The organism is Allobosea caraganae (genome assembly GCF_003351345.1).
Lineage (GTDB): Bacteria > Pseudomonadota > Alphaproteobacteria > Rhizobiales > Beijerinckiaceae > Allobosea > Allobosea caraganae.
Map to the genome: position 1 here is coordinate 199,460 of NZ_QQTO01000007.1, position 17,136 is coordinate 216,595.

The window sequence follows — 17,136 nt, forward strand, 5'->3', positions numbered from 1 at the left end:
AGAAGCGATTGGTCTGCAATGTCGCCAAGCCTCTGCTCAAAAGGCGGGGTCCCCCGGTCGGGGTTGGTGACCTGAGAAAATGGAATAGGCGACCCGATGACGTCGACCCAAAAGAGCCGGTCTTTCAAAACGCGGCTCTCTCGATCAGTCGGACTTTCGGCCGTCATGTTGGCCGTAAGCGGTGGCGTTGTTTTTGCGCAAGCCGTGATTGTCCAAGGCAATCGTCGCGTGGATGCGGAGACGATCCGCAACTACGCCACCCAGGGCGGCCCCCAGGATATCCGGCAGAACCTGCTGGCCACTGGGCTGTTCTCCAATGTCCAGGTCAGCCGCCGCGGGGCGCAGACGGTCATCTCCGTGCAGGAGAACGACACGATCAACCGCGTCGCCTTCGAGGGCAACCGCCGCCTGAAGAGCGAAGTGCTGATCCAGCAGGTCCAGTCGAAGGCGAGCGGGCCGCTCAGCCAGGCGCTGATCGACGCCGACGCGGCGCGCCTGCGCGAGGTCTACAAGCGCTCCGGCTATGCCGCGACCTCTGTCAGCGGCCGCATCGCGCCGCTGCCGAACGGCCGCTCCGACGTCGTCTTCACGATCAACGAGAGCGGCAAGACCGGCGTCAAGCAGATCAACTTCTCCGGCAACGGCGTCTATTCAGCGTCCCGCCTGCGCGGCCTGATGACCACGACCGAGTCGAATTTCCTGAGCTGGATCAAGACCTCCGACGTCTATGATCCCGATCGCATCACCTCCGACCTCGAGCTGGTCCGCCGCTTCTACCTGAAGAACGGCTATGCTGATTTCCGCATCGTCGGCCATACCGACCGCTATGACGACGCCCAGCAGGGCTGGATCGTCGACGTCACCGTCGATGAAGGCCCGCAATACAAGGTCGGCAACGTTACGGTCGATTCCGCCCTGCGCGACATCGATCCGGCGAACCTGCAGCGCTACGTCGCGACCTCTGCCGGCGACACCTACAACGCCGAGAACGTCGAGAAGTCGCTGGTCAACCTGACCACCGAGGTGGCGCGCCGCGGCTATGCCTTCGCTCAGGTCCGCCCGCGCGGCGACCGCGACGCGTCGGGTCGCCTGATCGGCATCACCTATGTCGTCGACGAGGGCCCGCGGGTCTATGTCGAGCGCATCAACGTGCGCGGCAACACCCGCACCCGCGATTATGTCGTGCGCCGCGAGCTCGATCTTGGCGAAGGCGATGCCTATAACAAGGTCATGGTCGACCGCGCCGAGCGTCGGTTGAACAACCTCGGCTTCTTCACCAAGGTCCGCATCACCAATGAGCCGGGCAGTGCTCCCGATCGCGTCGTTGTCAACATCGACGTCGAGGACAAGGCGACCGGCTCCTTCTCGATCTCGGGTGGCTACTCGACCTCGGACGGCGTGATCGGCGAGGTCTCGCTGTCGGAATCGAACTTCCTCGGCCGCGGCCAGTTCGTCCGCATCGCCGGCACGATCGGCCAGCGCACCCAGGGCATCGACTTCTCCTTCACCGAACCGTATTTCCTCGGCCACCGCATCGCAGCCGGCATCGACCTGTTCTCGAAGTACAACGACAACTACAACACCGGTCGTTTCGAGAGCCGCGTGACCGGTGGGCAGGTCCGCTTCACCTTCCCGATCACCGAAGAGTTCTCGGTGACGCCGCGCTACTCGATCTACACGACTGAGATCGAGATCCCGAACAAGTACGACCGGCCCTATAACGACTGTACTTTCCCGATCCCGGGTATCACGCCTGGCACCGCCGGTGCTCCGGCCGGCGTCGTCAACGGCTATAACTGCTTGACCAACGGCGAAGCCACGGTCGCGGTGAAGGAAGCGCAGGGCACCACGCTCACCTCGCTGGTCGGCCTGAACTTCAACTACAACTCGCTCGACAGTTACCAGAGCCCGCGCAACGGCTTCGTTGCCGAGCTGAAGCCGGAGTTCGCCGGCGTCGGCGGCGACTCGAAGTTCCTGCGCATTGCCGGTGACGCTCGCTACTACCGCGAGATCTTCGACGACGTCGTCGGCTTCGTCCGCGTCCAGGGCGGCCACGTCCAGGCGACCAGCGGCGACCTGCGCATGGTCGATCACTACTTCCTCGGACCGACACTGGTGCGCGGCTTCGCGCCCTCCGGCATCGGCCCGCGCGACGTGCTGAACGACCCGACTGCCAACGCGCTCGGCGGCACCACCTATTTCGGCGGTTCGCTCGAAGTTCAGTTCCCGATCTGGGGTCTGCCGCGTGACCTCGGCCTGCGTGGTGCGATCTTCGCCGACGCCGGTACGCTGTTCAACTATGACGGCGGGTCCAAGAGCATCACCTCGCCCGTGTCCTGCCCGAGCGGTTCTGAAGCGCGGCAATTCAATGTGTCCGTGGCTGCGAGCCAGTCGGCCTACCAGACCAACGTGGCCTGCGTTCGCGACAAGAACGTGCTGCGCTCCTCGGTCGGCGTCAGCTTGCTCTGGCAGTCGCCGCTCGGACCGATCCGCTTCGACTATGCTTACGCGCTGTCGAAGGATGACGGCCAGTGGGGCATGGGTCCGCAGGGCTTCGCCAAGTACGGCGGCGACCGTCTCCAGGCCTTCCGCTTCTCGGGCGGCGCCCGCTTCTGACGCGGCGGGGCGGCAGCGCCCCGCAACGGACTTTTTTCATGGCAGAACCTCAGTTCTTTCCGCTCGCGACCTCGCTGGACTTCGGCGAGGTCGCTGCCATTTCGGGCGCGCCGCTGCCTGACGGCGTCGATCCGGCACGGCGCGTCACCGGCGCCGCCGCGCTCGAACATGCCGGCGCGAACGACGTCGCCTATATGGACAACGCGAAATACGTCGACGCCCTGGCCGGGACAGCAGCAGGCCTCTGCCTGGTGTCGCCGCGTTTCGCCGGGCGCGTCCCCGCCGGCACCACGGCGCTGGTCTCGCCCGCGCCCTACCATGCCTTCGCCAATATCCTGGCGCGCCTGTTCCCGACGGCGCTGAAGCCCGGCTCGGTCTTCGGCTCGCAGGGCGTGGCGCCCGGCGCCTTCGTCCATGCCACCGCCCGGCTCGAGGATAACGTCACGGTCGATCCGGGCGCGGTGGTCGGGCCCGGCGCCGAGATCGGCTCGGGCACCGTGATCGCCTCGCATGCCGTCATCGGCCCACAGGTCCGCATCGGCCGCGATTGCGCCATCGGCTCCGGCAGCACGATACAGGCGGCGCTGATCGGCAACCGCGTCATCCTTCATCCCGGTGTCCGCATCGGCCAGGATGGCTTCGGCTTCGCCATGAGCCCGAAGGGCCACATGAAGGTGCCGCAGATCGGCCGCGTCATCATCCAGGACGATGTCGAGATCGGCGCCAATAGCTGCATCGACCGCGGCGCCAGCCGCGACACGGTGATCGGCGAGGGCACCAAGATCGATAACCTCGTCCAGATCGGCCATAACTGCGTCATCGGCCGCCATTGCGTCATCGTCTCGCAGGTCGGCATCGCCGGTTCCTCGACGCTTGAGGATTTCGTCGTGCTCGGCGGCCAGGTCGGCCTCGCCGGCCACCTCACGGTCGGGATGGGCGCGCAGGTCGCGGCCCAGAGCGGCGTCGCCGGCGATATCCCGCGCGGCGCCCGCTATGGTGGCTATCCGGCCCAGCCGGCGCTGAACTGGGCCCGCGAGAGTGCGCTCCTGAAGATGCTGGTTGCCAAGCGCAGCAAGATCTCGGGCGGCTCCGAGGGCTGATTCATGTCGAATTTGCTTGATCGATTCAGGCAAGTTCCGGCAAACGGACGCTGAGCCGGCATCGCCGGATAGTGTCGCTGGTGAATGATATTGCGGCCGGCAGCCGATCGGACCGCAGAGGAGACGGGACAGCATGAACGAAGCGACTGCATCGCTGGGTGTGGCCGACATCCAGAAGATCATGGCCTGCATCCCGCACCGCTATCCCTTTCTTCTGGTCGATCGCGTCATCGAGATGAATGGCGACGAATCCGGCATCGGGATCAAGAACGTCACCGCCAACGAGCCGCAGTTCACCGGGCATTTCCCCGGCCGGCCGGTCTTCCCGGGCGTGCTGATGATCGAGGCGATGGCGCAGACCGCCGGCGTGCTCGTGGTCAGCGCGCGCGGCATCGACGAGGCTGCGGTCAGCACGGTGCTCTTCACCACGATCGACAAGGCCAAGTTCCGCAAGCCGGTCGTGCCGGGCGACACCTTGCACTTCCACCTCACCAAGGTCGCCCGCAAGCGCAATCTCTGGTTCTACCGCGGCGAGGCCAAGGTCGACGGCGTGCTCGTCGCCGAGGCCGAGATCTCCGCGATGGTGGCGTGAGCCAGCCGCAATCTGCCGTAATCAGGACGGGCCTTCTATGAGCGCGACTATCCACCCGATGTCGGTTGTCGACCCGGCGGCGCAGCTGGGCGAGGGCGTGGTCATCGGCCCCTTCTGCACGGTCGGGCCCCATGCGGTCCTCGGCGATGGGGTCGAGCTGATCAGCCACGTCTCGATCGCCGGCCGGACCACCGTCGGCGCGCGGTCCAAGCTCTACCCTTTCGCCTCGATCGGCCACCCGCCGCAGGACCTGAAATACCGCGGTGAGCCCTCGACCCTGATCATTGGCGCCGATTGCATGATCCGCGAGGGCGTGACCATGAACCCGGGCACCGAGGGCGGCGGCATGACGACCACGGTCGGCGACCGTTGCTTCTTCCTCGCGAATTCGCATGTCGGGCATGACAGCAAGATCGGCAGCAGCGTCATCTTCTCGAACAACGTCATGTGTGCCGGCCATGTGACTGTTGGCGATTTCGTCATTGTCAGCGGCGGCGCCGGGCTGCAGCAGTTCATCCGCATTGGCGATCATGCCTTCATCGGCGGCGGGGCCGGCGTGCTGAACGACGTCATCCCCTTCGGCATGGTGCGGGACAATCCGGCGCATCTGGCTGGCCTGAACCTGATCGGCCTGAAGCGGCGGAATTTTACGCGCGAGCAGATCCACGAGTTGCGCCGCGCCTACCGCCTGCTCTTCGCCGACGAGGGCACCTTGTCGGAGCGGGTCGAGGATGTCGCCAGCGAGTTCGCCTCGCATCCGCAGATCCACGAGATCCTCGACTTCATCCGCGAGGGCGGCGACAAGGCCATTTGCGTGCCGCGCGACGTCAACGCGCCCGACCGGTGAGCGCCGCGCCGGCACAAGCGGCGTTCCCGCTCGCCATCATTGCCGGCAGTGGCGAATACCCGCCGCGCCTCGCCAGCCTCGCTGCGGCGCGCGGGCATGAGGTCTACGTCGCGGCGATCGAGGGCGCGGCCCAGCCCGGCGATTTCGCGCCCCATTCGGTTCGCGCCTATCGCCTCGGCCAGCTCGGCCGGTTGCTCGACGAGCTGAAGCGGCGCGGTATCGGCGATCTCGTCATGATCGGCGCGCTGCCGCGCCCGAGCTTCGGCTCGCTGTTGCCCGAACCCTCGACGCTGAAATACCTGCCGCATTTCGCCCGAGCCTTTCAGGGCGGCGACGATCACCTGCTCAAGGGCGTCGTCCAGTTCTTCGAGAACCAAGGCTACCGCGTCCATGGCCCGGCCGATATCGCGCCGGCATTGACCGCGCCGCTTGGCGCTCTCGGCCGGCGTCAGGCTCCCACCGTGGCGCGCGCCGTCATCGAGCAGGGCTTTGCCTTGCTCGCCGCCCTGTCCCCCTTCGACGTCGGCCAGGCCGCCATCGTCGCCGATCACCGCGTCGTCGCGATCGAGGCGGCCGAGGGCACGGACGCGATGATCAAGCGCGTCGCCGAGCTCGTCGCTTCCGGCCGGCTCAAATTCGCGCGGCACGACGGCGTGCTGGTCAAGGCGCCGAAGGACGGCCAGGACCTGCGCGTCGACATGCCGGCGATCGGCCCCGACACGCTCCGCAACCTCGCTCAGGCCGGCCTTTCCGGTGTCGCCTTGCGGGCCGGCAAGGTCCTGGTCGGCGACAGCGACCGCCTTGGCAAGCTTGCCGACGAACTCGGCCTTTTCGTCGAGGGCGTGGCGTGAGGCCCTTTCGCCTCGTCATCGTCGCGGGCGAGGCCTCGGGCGACGCGCTCGCGCTGCGCTTCCTGAGGGTGCTGCGCCAGCGCCTTGGCGAGCGGCCGCTCGAACTCGCCGGCGTTGGTGGACAGGGCCTGATCGAAGACGGCCTCAAGCCGTTCTTCCCGCAGGCCGATATCGCGGTGATGGGCTTCGGGCCCGTGATCGCCCGCCTGCCGCTCCTGCTGCGGCGGATGAGCGACGCGGCCAAGGGCACGGCGGAATTCAAGCCGGACCTGCTGCTCACCATCGACGCCCCGGATTTCGGACTGCGGGTGGCGCAGAAGGTCCGCAAGCGCGCCCCGGCGATCCCGATCGCGCATTGGGTCTGCCCGAGCGTCTGGGCCTGGCGCTCCGGCCGGGCGCGCCGGATGGCGCCGCATGTCGACCGCATCCTGGCGCTGCTGCCCTTCGAGCCCGCGGCGCTTGAGCGGCTGCACGGGCCGAAGACCGTCTATGTCGGCCATCCGCTGGTCGAACGGCTGGCGGAACTGCGCCCCGATGCCGATGAGGCGACCCGCCGTGACGATGCGGCCACGCCCGATATCCTGATCCTCCCCGGCAGCCGCCGCTCCGAGATCAACCACCTCATGCCGGTCTTCGGCGAGGCGGTGGCGCTGATCGCCAAGGCGGTGCCCGGCGCGCGCTTCCTGCTGCCGGCCGTCCCGCATTTGCACGGTCTCATTGCCGAGAGGGCCGCGTCCTGGCCGCTCGCGCCGCAACTCGTCGGGGGCGAGGCCGGCAAACTCGCAGCTTTCCGCAGCGCGCGCGCGGCGCTCGCCGCTTCCGGTACGGTGACGCTCGAACTCGCGCTGGCGCAGGTGCCGACCGTCGCCGCCTATCGCGGCGCCGATTGGGAGGCCGCCATCGCCAAGCGCCTGATCAAGCTGCCCAGCGTCATCCTGCCGAACCTGATCGTCGGCCGCAGCTTCGTGCCCGAATTCATCCAGGAGACCGCGACGGCGGAGGCGCTCTCCGGCAAACTCCTCGACGTCCTGGCCGAGGGTCCGGCGCGCGCGGCGCAGCTCGCGGGTTTCGACGAGGTCGAGGCGATCATGCGCTCGGCTGGGGCGAGCCCGGCTGCCAACGCGGTCGATGCGGCCCTGGCGCTGCTGGCTGAGCGTGGCTCGAGCGTCTGAGCCCAAAGCTTTAGGCGGATGAGCTTCAAAGAGCCGAGCACGGCTCAAGCAAAAAAAAGCCGGCGGGAGTGATCCCGCCGGCTTCCTTGTCTCAAAGCTCTGATCAGCGGCGGCCGATCGGCGTGTACTCGCGCTGCGGCGCGCCGGTATAGAGCTGGCGCGGCCGGCCGATGCGCTGGGACGGGTCCTCGATCATCTCCTTCCACTGCGCGATCCAGCCGACGGTGCGGGCCAGAGCGAACAGGGCGGTGAACATCGTGGTCGGGAAGCCCATCGCCTTCAGGGTGATGCCCGAATAGAAGTCGATGTTCGGGTAGAGCTTCTTCTCGATGAAGTACTCGTCGCTCAGCGCGATGCGCTCAAGCTCGATCGCGACGTCGAGCAACGGGTCGTCCTTGATGCCGAGCTCGTTGAGGACCTCATGCGTGGTCTTCTGCATGATCTTGGCGCGCGGGTCGTAGTTCTTGTAGACCCGGTGGCCGAAGCCCATCAGGCGGAACGGATCGTTCTTGTCCTTCGCCTTGGCGATGTATTTCGGGATGTTCTCAACGCTGCCGATCTCCATCAGCATCTTCAGCGCCGCCTCGTTGGCGCCGCCATGGGCGGGGCCCCACAGGCAGGCCGTGCCGGCCGCGATGCAGGCGAACGGGTTGGCGCCCGACGAGCCGGCGAGGCGCACGGTCGAGGTCGAGGCGTTCTGCTCGTGGTCGGCGTGCAGGATGAAGATGCGGTCGAGCGCGCGCGACAGCACCGGGTTGACCTTGTACTCCTCCGCCGGCACCGCAAAGCACATGCGCAGGAAGTTCGAGGTGTAGTCGAGCGAGTTCAGCGGATACACGAAGGGCTGGCCGATCGTGTATTTATAGGCCATTGCCGCCAGCGTCGGCATCTTGGCGATCAGCCGCATCGACGCGATCATGCGCTGCTGCGGGTCCGAGATATCCGTCGAGTCGTGATAGAAGGCCGACATCGCGCCGATCGAGCCGACCAGCACCGCCATCGGGTGCGCGTCGCGGCGGAAGCCCTGGAAGAAGCGGGCCATCTGCTCGTGCACCATGGTGTGGCGCGTCACGCGATAGTCGAAATCGGCCTTCTGGCTCGCCGTCGGCAACTCGCCGTACAGCAGCAGGTAGCAGGTCTCGAGGAAGTCGCCATGCTCGGCGAGCTGCTCGATCGGGTAGCCGCGATGCAGCAGCACGCCAGCGTCGCCGTCGATATAGGTGATCTCCGACTCGCAGCTCGCCGTCGAGGTGAAGCCGGGGTCGTAGGTGAACATCCCGGTCTGGGCGTAGAGCTTGGCGATGTCGATGACGGAGGGGCCGATCGAGCCCGTCTTGATCGCCATGTCGACCGTCTTGCCGTCGACACTCAGCTGGCTGGTGGTTCCGCTCATCGATACCGATCCTTTCAGACTCGCTGCTTCTCAGTCTTCAGTCCCGCTCGCCCCGGTCGGGGCTACCGGCCAGCATCCGTCATCGAAGAGGCCAAGTATGTCGGCCCCATGACAGGTGCGGCTGGCGGAGGAGTTGGCTGGCGGGTTCATCCGACTGATTTACAAGCAATATTTGTGCCCGGGAGAGGGATGTTACGCTAGGCACATGTCGCGTCACTAGCTCATTTGCCGGGGCCGTTCAACCGATCCGAACGGCTGGTCGGACCTGCGCCAGTTCACGATTGATCAGCCAGCCGGGCCAAGGTCTCCTCGCGGCCGAGCACCGCCATCACGTCGAACAGGCCAGGCGACATCGCCCGGCCGGTCAGTGCCGCGCGCAGCGGCTGCGCCACCTGGCCGAGCTTCAGCGCATGCGTCTCGGCGAAGCTCCTGACGACCGCCTCAAGCGGCGCCGATGTCCAGTCGTTCACGGCGGCGAGCTTCGCCGCGAGATCGGGCATGCGCTGGCGCGCCGACTCGTCGAGCAGGATCGCGGCCTTTTGATCGAGCGCGAGCGGGCGCTTGGCGAAGAGGTAGGAGGCGCTGTCGAGCAACTCGACCAGCGTCTTGGCCCGCTCCTTCAGGCCGGGCATGGCGGCGAGCAGCTTCGCCTCCAGCTCCGGCGACAACGTCGGGCCGAGCCCATGGGCCGCGCCGATCTCGGGCAGGATCGTCTTCAGCGCCGCGAGCAGGTCGCGATCGTCCGACTGGCGCATGTAGAGCCCGTTCAGGCTCTCGAGCTTGGCGTAGTCGAAGCGCGCCGGCGAACGGCCGATCGAGGAGAGGTTGAACAGCGAGATCATCTCCTCGGTCGAGAAGATCTCCTGGTCGCCATGGCTCCAGCCGAGCCTGAGCAGGTAGTTGCGCAGCGCCACCGGCAGATAGCCCATCGAGCGATAGGCATCGACGCCGAGCGCGCCATGGCGCTTCGAGAGCTTGGCGCCATCCGCGCCATGGATCAGCGGGATATGCGACATGCTCGGCACTGTCCAGCCGAGCGCCTGGTAGATCTGGCTCTGCCGTGCCGCATTGGTCAGGTGGTCGTCGCCGCGGATGATATGGGTGACGCCCATGTCATGGTCGTCGACCACGACGGCGAGCATGTAGGTCGGGTTGCCGTCGGAGCGCAGCAGCACGAGGTCGTCGAGATTCTCGTTCTGCCAGGTGACGCGGCCCTGGACCTCGTCCTCGACGATGGTCTCGCCGGTCTGCGGCGCGCGCAGGCGGATCACCGGCTTGACGCCGGCCGGCGCCGTCGCCGGGTCGCGGTCGCGCCAGCGCCCGTCATAGCGCATCGGCCTGCCCTCGGCGCGGGCGGTCTCGCGCATCTCCTCGAGCTCCTGCTGGGTCGCGTAGCAGTAATAGGCCTTGCCCGTGGCGAGCATCTGCTCGGCCACCTCGCGGTGCCGGGCGGCGCGCTGGAACTGGTAGACGGTGTCGCCATCCCAATCGAGCCCAAGCCAGGAGAGCCCGTCGAGGATCGCGGCGATGGCCGGCTCGGTCGAGCGTTCGCGGTCCGTGTCCTCGATCCTGAGCAGCATCTTGCCGCCATGGCGGCGCGCATAGAGCCAATTGAACAGGGCGGTGCGGGCCCCGCCGATATGCAGGAATCCGGTAGGCGACGGGGCGAAGCGCGTGACGACCGCATCACTCATGAAATGAAGGCTCCGACAAAGGCGGGAGGAGAAGAACGCCGGCATTGCGGCAATGAAACGACGCGCCGGCTCTGGAGACATGACAACCGGCGCGGCCCCTGTAACATGGTGTCGGGGCCGGCGTTAAGCACAACATCGCCGGATTTGGGGGAGGGCGGATGCGCTCGGCGCCGCCGGAGCTTGGACCGCGTCGCGGCGCCTTGGCCTGGGCCTTGCCCGGCCGGCCCGAACGCTCGCGCTTTCCCGGTGCGGGTTTGGAACTTGCGCTTGCCGAGACGCGCAAGCGCCTGCTTGCAGCCTGCGCGGCCGAGGCCGAGCGCCGCCGGCTCTTCCTCTGGCTGCCGGTGCTGATGGGCCTCGGCATCCTGCTCTATTTCGCCGCCGATCGCGAACCGGCGCTCTGGGCCCCGGTGGCGGGTTTCGCCGCGGCCTCGGCTTCCGCCATTCTGCTGCGCTCGCGCCGGACGGCGATGTTGGCCTGCATCGCCATCGCCGCGATCTTCGCCGGCTTCGGCGCGGCCGCGTGGCGTACAGCGAGCATTGCCGCGCCGATGCTCGACCGCACCCGCATCGGCCAGCTCAGTGGCTTCGTGGAAACGGTCGAGGCGCGTGATGGCGGCGCGCGGCTGATCGTGCTGGTGACGAGCATTGCCGGACTCGAGCCGGCGCAGCAGCCCAGGCGCGTGCGCGTCAACGTCAAGGCCGGCTCGGTCGCGCCCGGCGATCACATCAGCGCCCTCGCGCGGCTTCTGCCGCCGCCGGGGCCGGCTCGGCCGGGCGGCTATGATTTCGGCCGCGACGCCTTCTTCCGTGGCCTCGGCGCCGTCGGCACCATTCCAGGCAAGGTCAGCCTGTCGCCGCCGCCCTGGCCGGCGCCGTTCGACTTGCGGCTGCGCGCCGCGATCGACCAAGCGCGCAACGCCCTGACCGAGCGCATCGCCACGATCGGCGGCGGGCAGGCGGGAGCGATGGCTGCGGCGCTGGTCACCGGCAAGCGCGGCCTGATCACCGAGGCGACCAATGTCGACCTGCGCGCCGCCGGCATCTACCACATCGTCTCGATCTCGGGCCTGCACATGGTCCTGGCGGCGGGCACGATCTTCTGGCTGGTCCGGGCGCTGCTGGCGCTCTCGCAGACGCTGGCGCTGCGTTGGCCGATCAAGAAGCTCGCGGCGCTCACGGCAATGGCCGGCGCCGTCAGCTATTGCGTCTTCTCCGGCGCGGAGGTCGCGACCGTGCGCTCGCTGATCATGACGCTGGTGATGCTCGGCGCGATCCTCGTCGACCGGCCGGCGCTGAGCATGCGCAACCTAGCGTTCGCGGCGATGATCGTGCTGATCCGCGAGCCCGATGCGCTGCTCGGCCCGAGCTTCCAGATGTCCTTTGGTGCGGTTGCCGCGCTCATCGCCTTCGCCGAGCGCTGGGAGGAGCGACGGCAAAGCGAGCCGCCATCGCTCTGGCCCTGGCCGCTGCGCCCGCTCGTTCAGGCCGCGATCGGCATCGTCGTCACCACGCTGGTCGCGACGGCCGCCACAGCGCCCTTCGGCGCCTATCATTTCCAGGCCTTCAACCCGTTCGGCCTGATCGGCAACGCGCTCGCCTTGCCCTTCGTCTCGCTGATCGTGATGCCTGCGGCGGTCTTCGGCGTGCTGGCCTATCCGTTCGGGCTGGACTGGCCGGCCTGGGCGCTGATGGGGCTCGCGTCCGGCTGGGTCATCGATCTCGCCCATTGGGTCGCGAGCTTCGACCATTCCAGCCTGATCATCCCCGCCTTCGGCCCGGCCGCGCTCGCCTGCTTCGCGGCCGGCCTGCTCTGGGCCACGCTCTGGACGACGCCGATCCGCTATCTCGCGATCCTGCCCTTCGCCGCCGGGCTCGCGGTCGCGTCAAAGCCGGAGCGGCCCGATATCCTGATCGAGCGCGACGGCTCCGGCATCCTGGTGCGCGGCGCCGAGGGTAGGCTCATCCTGGCCGGCAAGCCGAGCCCCTTCGTGTTGCAGCAATGGCTCAACGCCGAGGGCGACAGCCGCAAACCGGACGATGCCAGCCTGCGCGAGGGCGCCGCCTGCGACGCGCTCGGCTGCGTCGTCCGCGACAGGAACGGGCGCAGCATCGCCTATGCCCGCGATCGACTCGCGATCGCCGAAGATTGCCGGCGTGCCGACCTCGTCGTCACGCCGATTCCCTGGTCGGCCACCTGCGCCGCCAAGCTGATCGACCGCACGGCATTGTCACGCGATGGCGCGACGGCGTTGACAAGCCAGGCCAGCGGCTGGCGCGCGCATCTCTCCGAGCAGGCCGAGACGAACCGGCCGTGGAGTCGCAAGCCGCGACAAGCACAGGTCACGCAGCCCGCAGCGGCTGCGCCGTCAGCGCAGCCGGATGGGGCAGGGGATGAGCTGGAGCGGCTGCAGTGACCTGAGCAGCGGCTCAGGAAGCCTCCACCGTCATGGTCGGGCTTGTCCCGACCAACCACGTCTTATCCAAGCCGCGCGGTCGCAAGACATGGATGCTCGGCACAAGGCCGAGCATGACGGCGAGGGCCGAACGTCCATGACGAAGTGTCAGTAGCGCCGGAACAGGTTCACCAACCGGCCCTGAATCTTGACCCGGTCGGGGCCGAGCACCCGCGTCTCATAGGCTGGATTGGCGGCTTCCAGTGCGATCGAGGAGCCGCGCTTGCGCAGCCGCTTCAGGGTCGCTTCCTCATCGTCGATCAGGGCGACGACGATGTCGCCGGTATTGGCCGTGTCCTGGCGGCGGATCACCACCGTGTCGCCGTCGAGGATGCCCGCCTCGACCATCGAGTCGCCGCGGACCTCGAGCGCATAATGCTCGCCGCCGCCCAGCATGTCGGCCGGCATCGAGACGTTGTGGCTGCGGCTCTGGATCGCCGAGATCGGCGTGCCGGCGGCGATCCGGCCCATCACCGGGATCGCGACCATCGAGCGGATGTCCTCTTCCGGCGCGGGCGGCTTGGCCTTACCGAGCCCGCCCTGGACGACCGAGGGGCTGAAGCGCGCGCGCGGCGCCTGCGGCCCGCCGCCGCCTTCCGGCATCTTGATCACCTCCAGCGCGCGGGCCCGGTTCGGCAGCCGGCGAATGAAGCCGCGCTCCTCGAGCGCCATGATCAGCCGGTGGATGCCGGATTTGGAGCGCAGGTCGAGCGCGTCCTTCATCTCGTCGAAGGAGGGCGGGACGCCGGTCTCGCGCAGGCGCTCCTGGATGAAGCGAAGCAGCTCGAACTGTTTACGTGTCAGCATGACCTGCGAGTGCCCCCAAAACGGAATCGAAACAAATCACGAACACCATACATGTTCGCGCTGTGTTCCGCAAGCCGAGCCAGAGAAAGGGCTCAGCGCAGCCGGATGATCCGGCAGGGGGAGTTTTGCTTTGCCGACTCCGCGAACGCCGACCTGATGACGAGGGCGTCGGCCCGCGACAATGCGGCGAGCATCGAGGAATCCTGCTTTTCGAACGGCGTCGCCTGCCAGCCGGCTTCGGTCAGCGCCAAACTGGCCCGCAAATAGTCCTGCCGCTCATCATTTGCCGGCAAATCTCTTCCAAGAATGCCCGGCTCGCTGCGGTCGCGCTGCGGCTCCGGCATGCCGAGCAGGGCCTCGACCAGCGGCAGCACGAAGAGATGGCCGCAGACGATCGAGGAGACCGGGTTGCCGGGCAGGCCGAGCGCGACCATGCGGCCGAGCCGGCCCGTCATCATCGGCTTGCCCGGCCGCATCGCGATCTTCCAGAAGCCGAGCGCCATGCCCTGCGCCTTCAGCGCCGCCTGCACGAGGTCGTGCTCACCCACGGAAGCGCCGCCCAGCGTGATCAGCACATCGGCATCGGCGCTGCGGGCGCGGCCGATCTTCTCGGCAAGGTCCTCATGCGTGTCGCGGGCGATGCCGAGATCGAGCGCGGCGGCGCCGGCCTGCTCGACCAGCGCGGCGAGCGCATAGCTGTTCGAGGCGACGATCTGGTCGGGACCGACCGGCTCGCCCGGCAGCACCAGCTCGTCACCGGTCGCCAGGATCGCGACCAGCGGCTTACGGCGCACCGAGAGCGTCGGGTGCCCCATCGCCGCGGCAAGGCCTAGCGAGGCGCTGTCGAGCCGGCTGCCGGCCTTGAGCAGGATTTCGCCCTCGCGGAAATCGAGGCCGGCAGGCCGCACGAACAGCCCTTTCCGAGCGCCTTCGCGCACCTTGATCACCGGGGTGCCGACGCCCTCGGCATTCTCCTGGATCAGGATCGTGTCGGCGCCTTCCGGCAAAGGCGCGCCGGTGAAGATGCGCACGGTCTCGCCGGCCGAGAGCGCGCCGTTGAAGGCCCGGCCGGCTGCGGATTCGCCGACGACATGCAGCTCGGCTCCAACGGAAAGGTCATCGCCCCGTACCGCATAGCCGTCCATCGCCGAGTTGGCGAAGGGCGGCTGGGTCCGGAGTGCCTTCAGATCCTCGGCGAGCACGCGGCCCGCGCAAGCTGCCAGCGGCAAGCTCTCAGCCGGCATCACGCCGGGTACGCTGTCGATCAGCGCCTTCAGCGCGACGGGAACGGGGGTGAGGCTCACGCTGCCGGCTCCGCGATGTCGTAGGCGCCCGATTTGCCGCCGGATTTATGGACGAGCCGGATGCCCTCGATCCGCATGGCGCGGTCGACGGCCTTGACCATGTCGTAGACGGTTAGGCAGGCGACGCTGACGGCCGTGAGCGCCTCCATCTCGACGCCTGTCTGGCCCCTCATTCTGACCTCCGCGCGCACGCGGACGCCGGGCAGGGCCTCGTCGATCGCGAGGTCGACCGCGACCTTGCTGATCAGCAGCGGGTGGCAGAGCGGGATCAGCTCATGCGTGCGCTTCGCTGCCATGATGCCGGCGAGCCTTGCGGTGCCGAGCACGTCGCCCTTCTTCGCCTCGCCGTCGCGGACGATGGCCAGCGTCGCCGCCTGCATCAGCACCAGGCCTTCGGCGATGGCGATGCGGGAGGTCTCGTCCTTGTCGCCGACATCGACCATGTGGGCCTGGCCCTGCGCGTCGAGATGGCTGAGCCGGCTCATGCCGCCAGCAGCTCCCGCGTCGCGGCGGCGACGTCCTGCTGCCGCATCAGGCTTTCGCCGACCAGGAAGGTATTGACGCCGCTGCGCTGTAGCCGCGCGATGTCGGCCGGCGTGAAGATGCCGCTCTCGCCGACGATGATCCGGTCGGCCGGAACGCGCGGTGCCAGCGTTTCCGTGACCGCAAGGTCGACATGGAAGCTGCGCAGGTCGCGGTTGTTGATGCCGAGCAGCTTGCTGTCGAGCCCGAGCGCGCGATCAAGCTCAGCCTCATTATGGACCTCGACCAGCACATCCATGCCGAGCCCCTTGGCGGTCTCGTTGAGCGCGCGCGCAGTCGCATCGTCGACGCCGGCCATGATGATCAGGACGCAGTCGGCGCCCCAGGCCCGGGCCTCGAAGACCTGATACGGCTCGTAGAGGAAGTCCTTGCGCAACACCGGCAAGCCGCTCGCGGCCCGCGCCTGTTCCAGGAATTCCGGCCGGCCCTGGAAGGAGGGCGCATCGGTCAGCACCGAGAGGCAGGCGGCGCCGCCCTCGGCATAGGCCTTGGCCAGCGCCGGCGGGTCGAAATCGGCGCGGATCAGCCCCTTGGACGGGCTCGCCTTCTTGATCTCGGCGATCAGCGCCGAACGGCCAGCCGCATGTTTCGCGGCCAGCGCCCCGGCGAAGCCGCGCACCGGCGCTGCCGCCAAAGCCAGCTTTTCGATCTGCGCCTCTGAGACCAGCGCCTTGGCGGCGGCGATCTCCTCGCGCTTATAGGCTTCGATGCGGGCAAGGATGTCGGTCATCGCCCCCTCATGCGTTCGAGCTTGCGACCAGCGCCGCCAGCGTGGCCTTGGCCTTGCCTGTGTCGATGGCGGATGTGGCGCGCGCCAGGCCGTCGCGCAAGTCGCCGGCCTGGCCTGCGACGACGAGGGCCGCGGCGGCGTTGAAGGCGGCGATGTCGCGGAACGCGGTCTTCTGGCCGTCGAGCACGGCGCGCAGCGCCTCGGCATTCTGCGCCGGCTCGCCGCCGCGCAGGTCTTCCGGCTTGGCGCGCGGCAGCCCGACATCGTCGGGGCTGATCGAAAAACTCTCGATCTTGCCGCTATCGAGCGAGACGACGCGGGTCGGGCCCGTCGTGGTGATCTCGTCGAGCCCATCCGAGCCGTGCACGGCCCAGATGCGCTGCGAGCCCAGCGTCTGGAGCACCCGCACCATCGGCTCCAGCCAGGTCTCGGAGAAGGCGCCGACGAGCTGCTTCTTGACGCCGGCCGGGTTGGAGAGCGGGCCGAGCAGGTTGAAGATCGTGCGAGTGCCGAGCTCGGTGCGCACCGGCGCGACATGGCGCATCGAGGCGTGATGCGTCGGCGCGAACATGAAGCCGACGCCGGCCTCGGCGATACAGCGCTCGGTCCCGGCCGGGTCGAGCCCGACCTTGACGCCGAGCGCGGTCAGCACGTCGGCCGCGCCGGAACGCGAGGACGCCGCGCGGTTGCCGTGCTTGGCCACCGGCACGCCGCAGGCTGCGGTGATGATCGAGGCCAGCGTCGAGACGTTGTAGGAGCCCGAAGCGTCGCCGCCGGTGCCGACGATGTCGATCGCGTCGGCCGGGGCCTTCACGGTCAGCATCTTGCCGCGCATGGCGCTGACCGCGCCCGCGATCTCCTCGGTGGTCTCGCCGCGCACGCGCAGAGCCATTAGGAAGGCGGCGGCCTGCGCGTTGGTGACCTCGCCGGAGAGGATGGTGTCGAAGGCGTCCCTAGCCTCCTCGCGTGAGAGCGAGGCGCCGGTCGCCACCTTGGCGATGAAGGGTTTGAAATCGTCCATGATCGTTCTT

14 protein-coding genes are annotated in these 17,136 nt (G+C 68.1%); 7 read left to right on the forward strand and 7 right to left on the reverse strand.

What is annotated here, in order from left to right:
- Window positions 1-96: 96 nt before the first annotated feature.
- From bamA to lpxB, 6 genes are all read left to right on the forward strand, one after another.
- Window positions 97-2,616, forward strand: coding sequence for an outer membrane protein assembly factor BamA (gene bamA, locus DWF00_RS03670; protein ID WP_114830048.1), 2,520 nt, complete (start codon window positions 97-99; stop codon window positions 2,614-2,616).
- 38 nt (window positions 2,617-2,654) lie between these two features.
- Window positions 2,655-3,716 (forward strand): UDP-3-O-(3-hydroxymyristoyl)glucosamine N-acyltransferase, encoded by a 1,062-nt coding sequence (gene lpxD / locus DWF00_RS03675; protein WP_114830049.1) that lies wholly within the window; start codon window positions 2,655-2,657, stop codon window positions 3,714-3,716.
- A 133-nt stretch (window positions 3,717-3,849) separates the two neighbouring features.
- Window positions 3,850-4,308, forward strand: coding sequence for a 3-hydroxyacyl-ACP dehydratase FabZ (gene fabZ / locus DWF00_RS03680; protein ID WP_114830050.1), 459 nt, complete (start codon window positions 3,850-3,852; stop codon window positions 4,306-4,308).
- Window positions 4,309-4,345: 37 nt separating this feature from the next.
- On the forward strand, window positions 4,346-5,155 hold the full coding sequence (gene lpxA, locus DWF00_RS03685; protein WP_114830051.1) for an acyl-ACP--UDP-N-acetylglucosamine O-acyltransferase: 810 nt from the start codon (window positions 4,346-4,348) through the stop codon (window positions 5,153-5,155).
- Window positions 5,152-6,006 carry an LpxI family protein gene (locus DWF00_RS03690; RefSeq protein ID WP_181832714.1) on the forward strand — a complete coding sequence of 285 codons (855 nt, stop codon included), beginning with the start codon at window positions 5,152-5,154 and terminating at the stop codon, window positions 6,004-6,006. The genes lpxA and DWF00_RS03690 overlap by 4 nt, the downstream gene beginning before the upstream one ends.
- Window positions 6,003-7,178, forward strand: coding sequence for a lipid-A-disaccharide synthase (gene lpxB, locus DWF00_RS03695; RefSeq protein WP_114830053.1), 1,176 nt, complete (start codon window positions 6,003-6,005; stop codon window positions 7,176-7,178). Before DWF00_RS03690 ends, lpxB begins: the two co-directional genes overlap by 4 nt.
- A 103-nt stretch (window positions 7,179-7,281) precedes the next feature.
- Here the strand turns inward: lpxB and gltA are convergent, their stop codons facing one another.
- Complete coding sequence (gltA, locus tag DWF00_RS03700) at window positions 7,282-8,571, reverse strand: citrate synthase (RefSeq protein WP_114830054.1); 1,290 nt, start codon at window positions 8,569-8,571, stop codon at window positions 7,282-7,284.
- 275 nt (window positions 8,572-8,846) lie between these two features.
- Window positions 8,847-10,265 carry a glutamate--tRNA ligase gene (gene gltX / locus DWF00_RS03705; RefSeq protein WP_114830055.1) on the reverse strand — a complete coding sequence of 473 codons (1,419 nt, stop codon included), beginning with the start codon at window positions 10,263-10,265 and terminating at the stop codon, window positions 8,847-8,849.
- Window positions 10,266-10,423: 158 nt separating this feature from the next.
- On the opposite strand from gltX, the gene DWF00_RS03710 reads away from it, so the two are divergent.
- Window positions 10,424-12,682 (forward strand): ComEC/Rec2 family competence protein, encoded by a 2,259-nt coding sequence (locus DWF00_RS03710; RefSeq protein ID WP_114830056.1) that lies wholly within the window; start codon window positions 10,424-10,426, stop codon window positions 12,680-12,682.
- 147 nt (window positions 12,683-12,829) lie between these two features.
- Here the strand turns inward: DWF00_RS03710 and lexA are convergent, their stop codons facing one another.
- The 5 genes from lexA to trpD all read right to left on the reverse strand — a co-directional run bounded on the left by lexA (window position 12,830) and on the right by trpD (window position 17,126).
- A complete protein-coding gene (gene lexA, locus DWF00_RS03715) occupies window positions 12,830-13,528 on the reverse strand; it encodes a transcriptional repressor LexA (protein WP_114830057.1) in 699 nt (232 codons plus the stop codon).
- A gap of 92 nt (window positions 13,529-13,620) precedes the next feature.
- Window positions 13,621-14,832, reverse strand: a complete 1,212-nt coding sequence (locus DWF00_RS03720; RefSeq protein ID WP_114830058.1) for a molybdopterin molybdotransferase MoeA — start codon at window positions 14,830-14,832, stop codon at window positions 13,621-13,623.
- Window positions 14,829-15,317, reverse strand: coding sequence for a cyclic pyranopterin monophosphate synthase MoaC (moaC, locus tag DWF00_RS03725; RefSeq protein ID WP_114830059.1), 489 nt, complete (start codon window positions 15,315-15,317; stop codon window positions 14,829-14,831). Before moaC ends, DWF00_RS03720 begins: the two co-directional genes overlap by 4 nt.
- Window positions 15,314-16,105: an indole-3-glycerol phosphate synthase TrpC gene (trpC, locus tag DWF00_RS03730; RefSeq protein ID WP_114830060.1), complete on the reverse strand. Its 792-nt coding sequence runs from the start codon at window positions 16,103-16,105 to the stop codon at window positions 15,314-15,316. Before trpC ends, moaC begins: the two co-directional genes overlap by 4 nt.
- A gap of 7 nt (window positions 16,106-16,112) precedes the next feature.
- Window positions 16,113-17,126: an anthranilate phosphoribosyltransferase gene (trpD, locus tag DWF00_RS03735; RefSeq protein WP_114830061.1), complete on the reverse strand. Its 1,014-nt coding sequence runs from the start codon at window positions 17,124-17,126 to the stop codon at window positions 16,113-16,115.
- Window positions 17,127-17,136: the final 10 nt, after the last annotated feature.

Coding starts and splice junctions, on each gene's coding strand:
- fabZ (WP_114830050.1), top strand. CDS start 3,850: ATGAACGAAGCGACTGCATCGCTGGGTGTGGCCGACATCCAGAAGATC.
- trpD (WP_114830061.1), bottom strand. CDS start 17,126: ATGGACGATTTCAAACCCTTCATCGCCAAGGTGGCGACCGGCGCCTCG.
- lpxA (WP_114830051.1), top strand. CDS start 4,346: ATGAGCGCGACTATCCACCCGATGTCGGTTGTCGACCCGGCGGCGCAG.
- bamA (WP_114830048.1), top strand. CDS start 97: ATGACGTCGACCCAAAAGAGCCGGTCTTTCAAAACGCGGCTCTCTCGA.
- lexA (WP_114830057.1), bottom strand. CDS start 13,528: ATGCTGACACGTAAACAGTTCGAGCTGCTTCGCTTCATCCAGGAGCGC.
- DWF00_RS03710 (WP_114830056.1), top strand. CDS start 10,424: ATGCGCTCGGCGCCGCCGGAGCTTGGACCGCGTCGCGGCGCCTTGGCC.
- lpxD (WP_114830049.1), top strand. CDS start 2,655: ATGGCAGAACCTCAGTTCTTTCCGCTCGCGACCTCGCTGGACTTCGGC.
- gltX (WP_114830055.1), bottom strand. CDS start 10,265: ATGAGTGATGCGGTCGTCACGCGCTTCGCCCCGTCGCCTACCGGATTC.
- trpC (WP_114830060.1), bottom strand. CDS start 16,105: ATGACCGACATCCTTGCCCGCATCGAAGCCTATAAGCGCGAGGAGATC.
- moaC (WP_114830059.1), bottom strand. CDS start 15,317: ATGAGCCGGCTCAGCCATCTCGACGCGCAGGGCCAGGCCCACATGGTC.
- gltA (WP_114830054.1), bottom strand. CDS start 8,571: ATGAGCGGAACCACCAGCCAGCTGAGTGTCGACGGCAAGACGGTCGAC.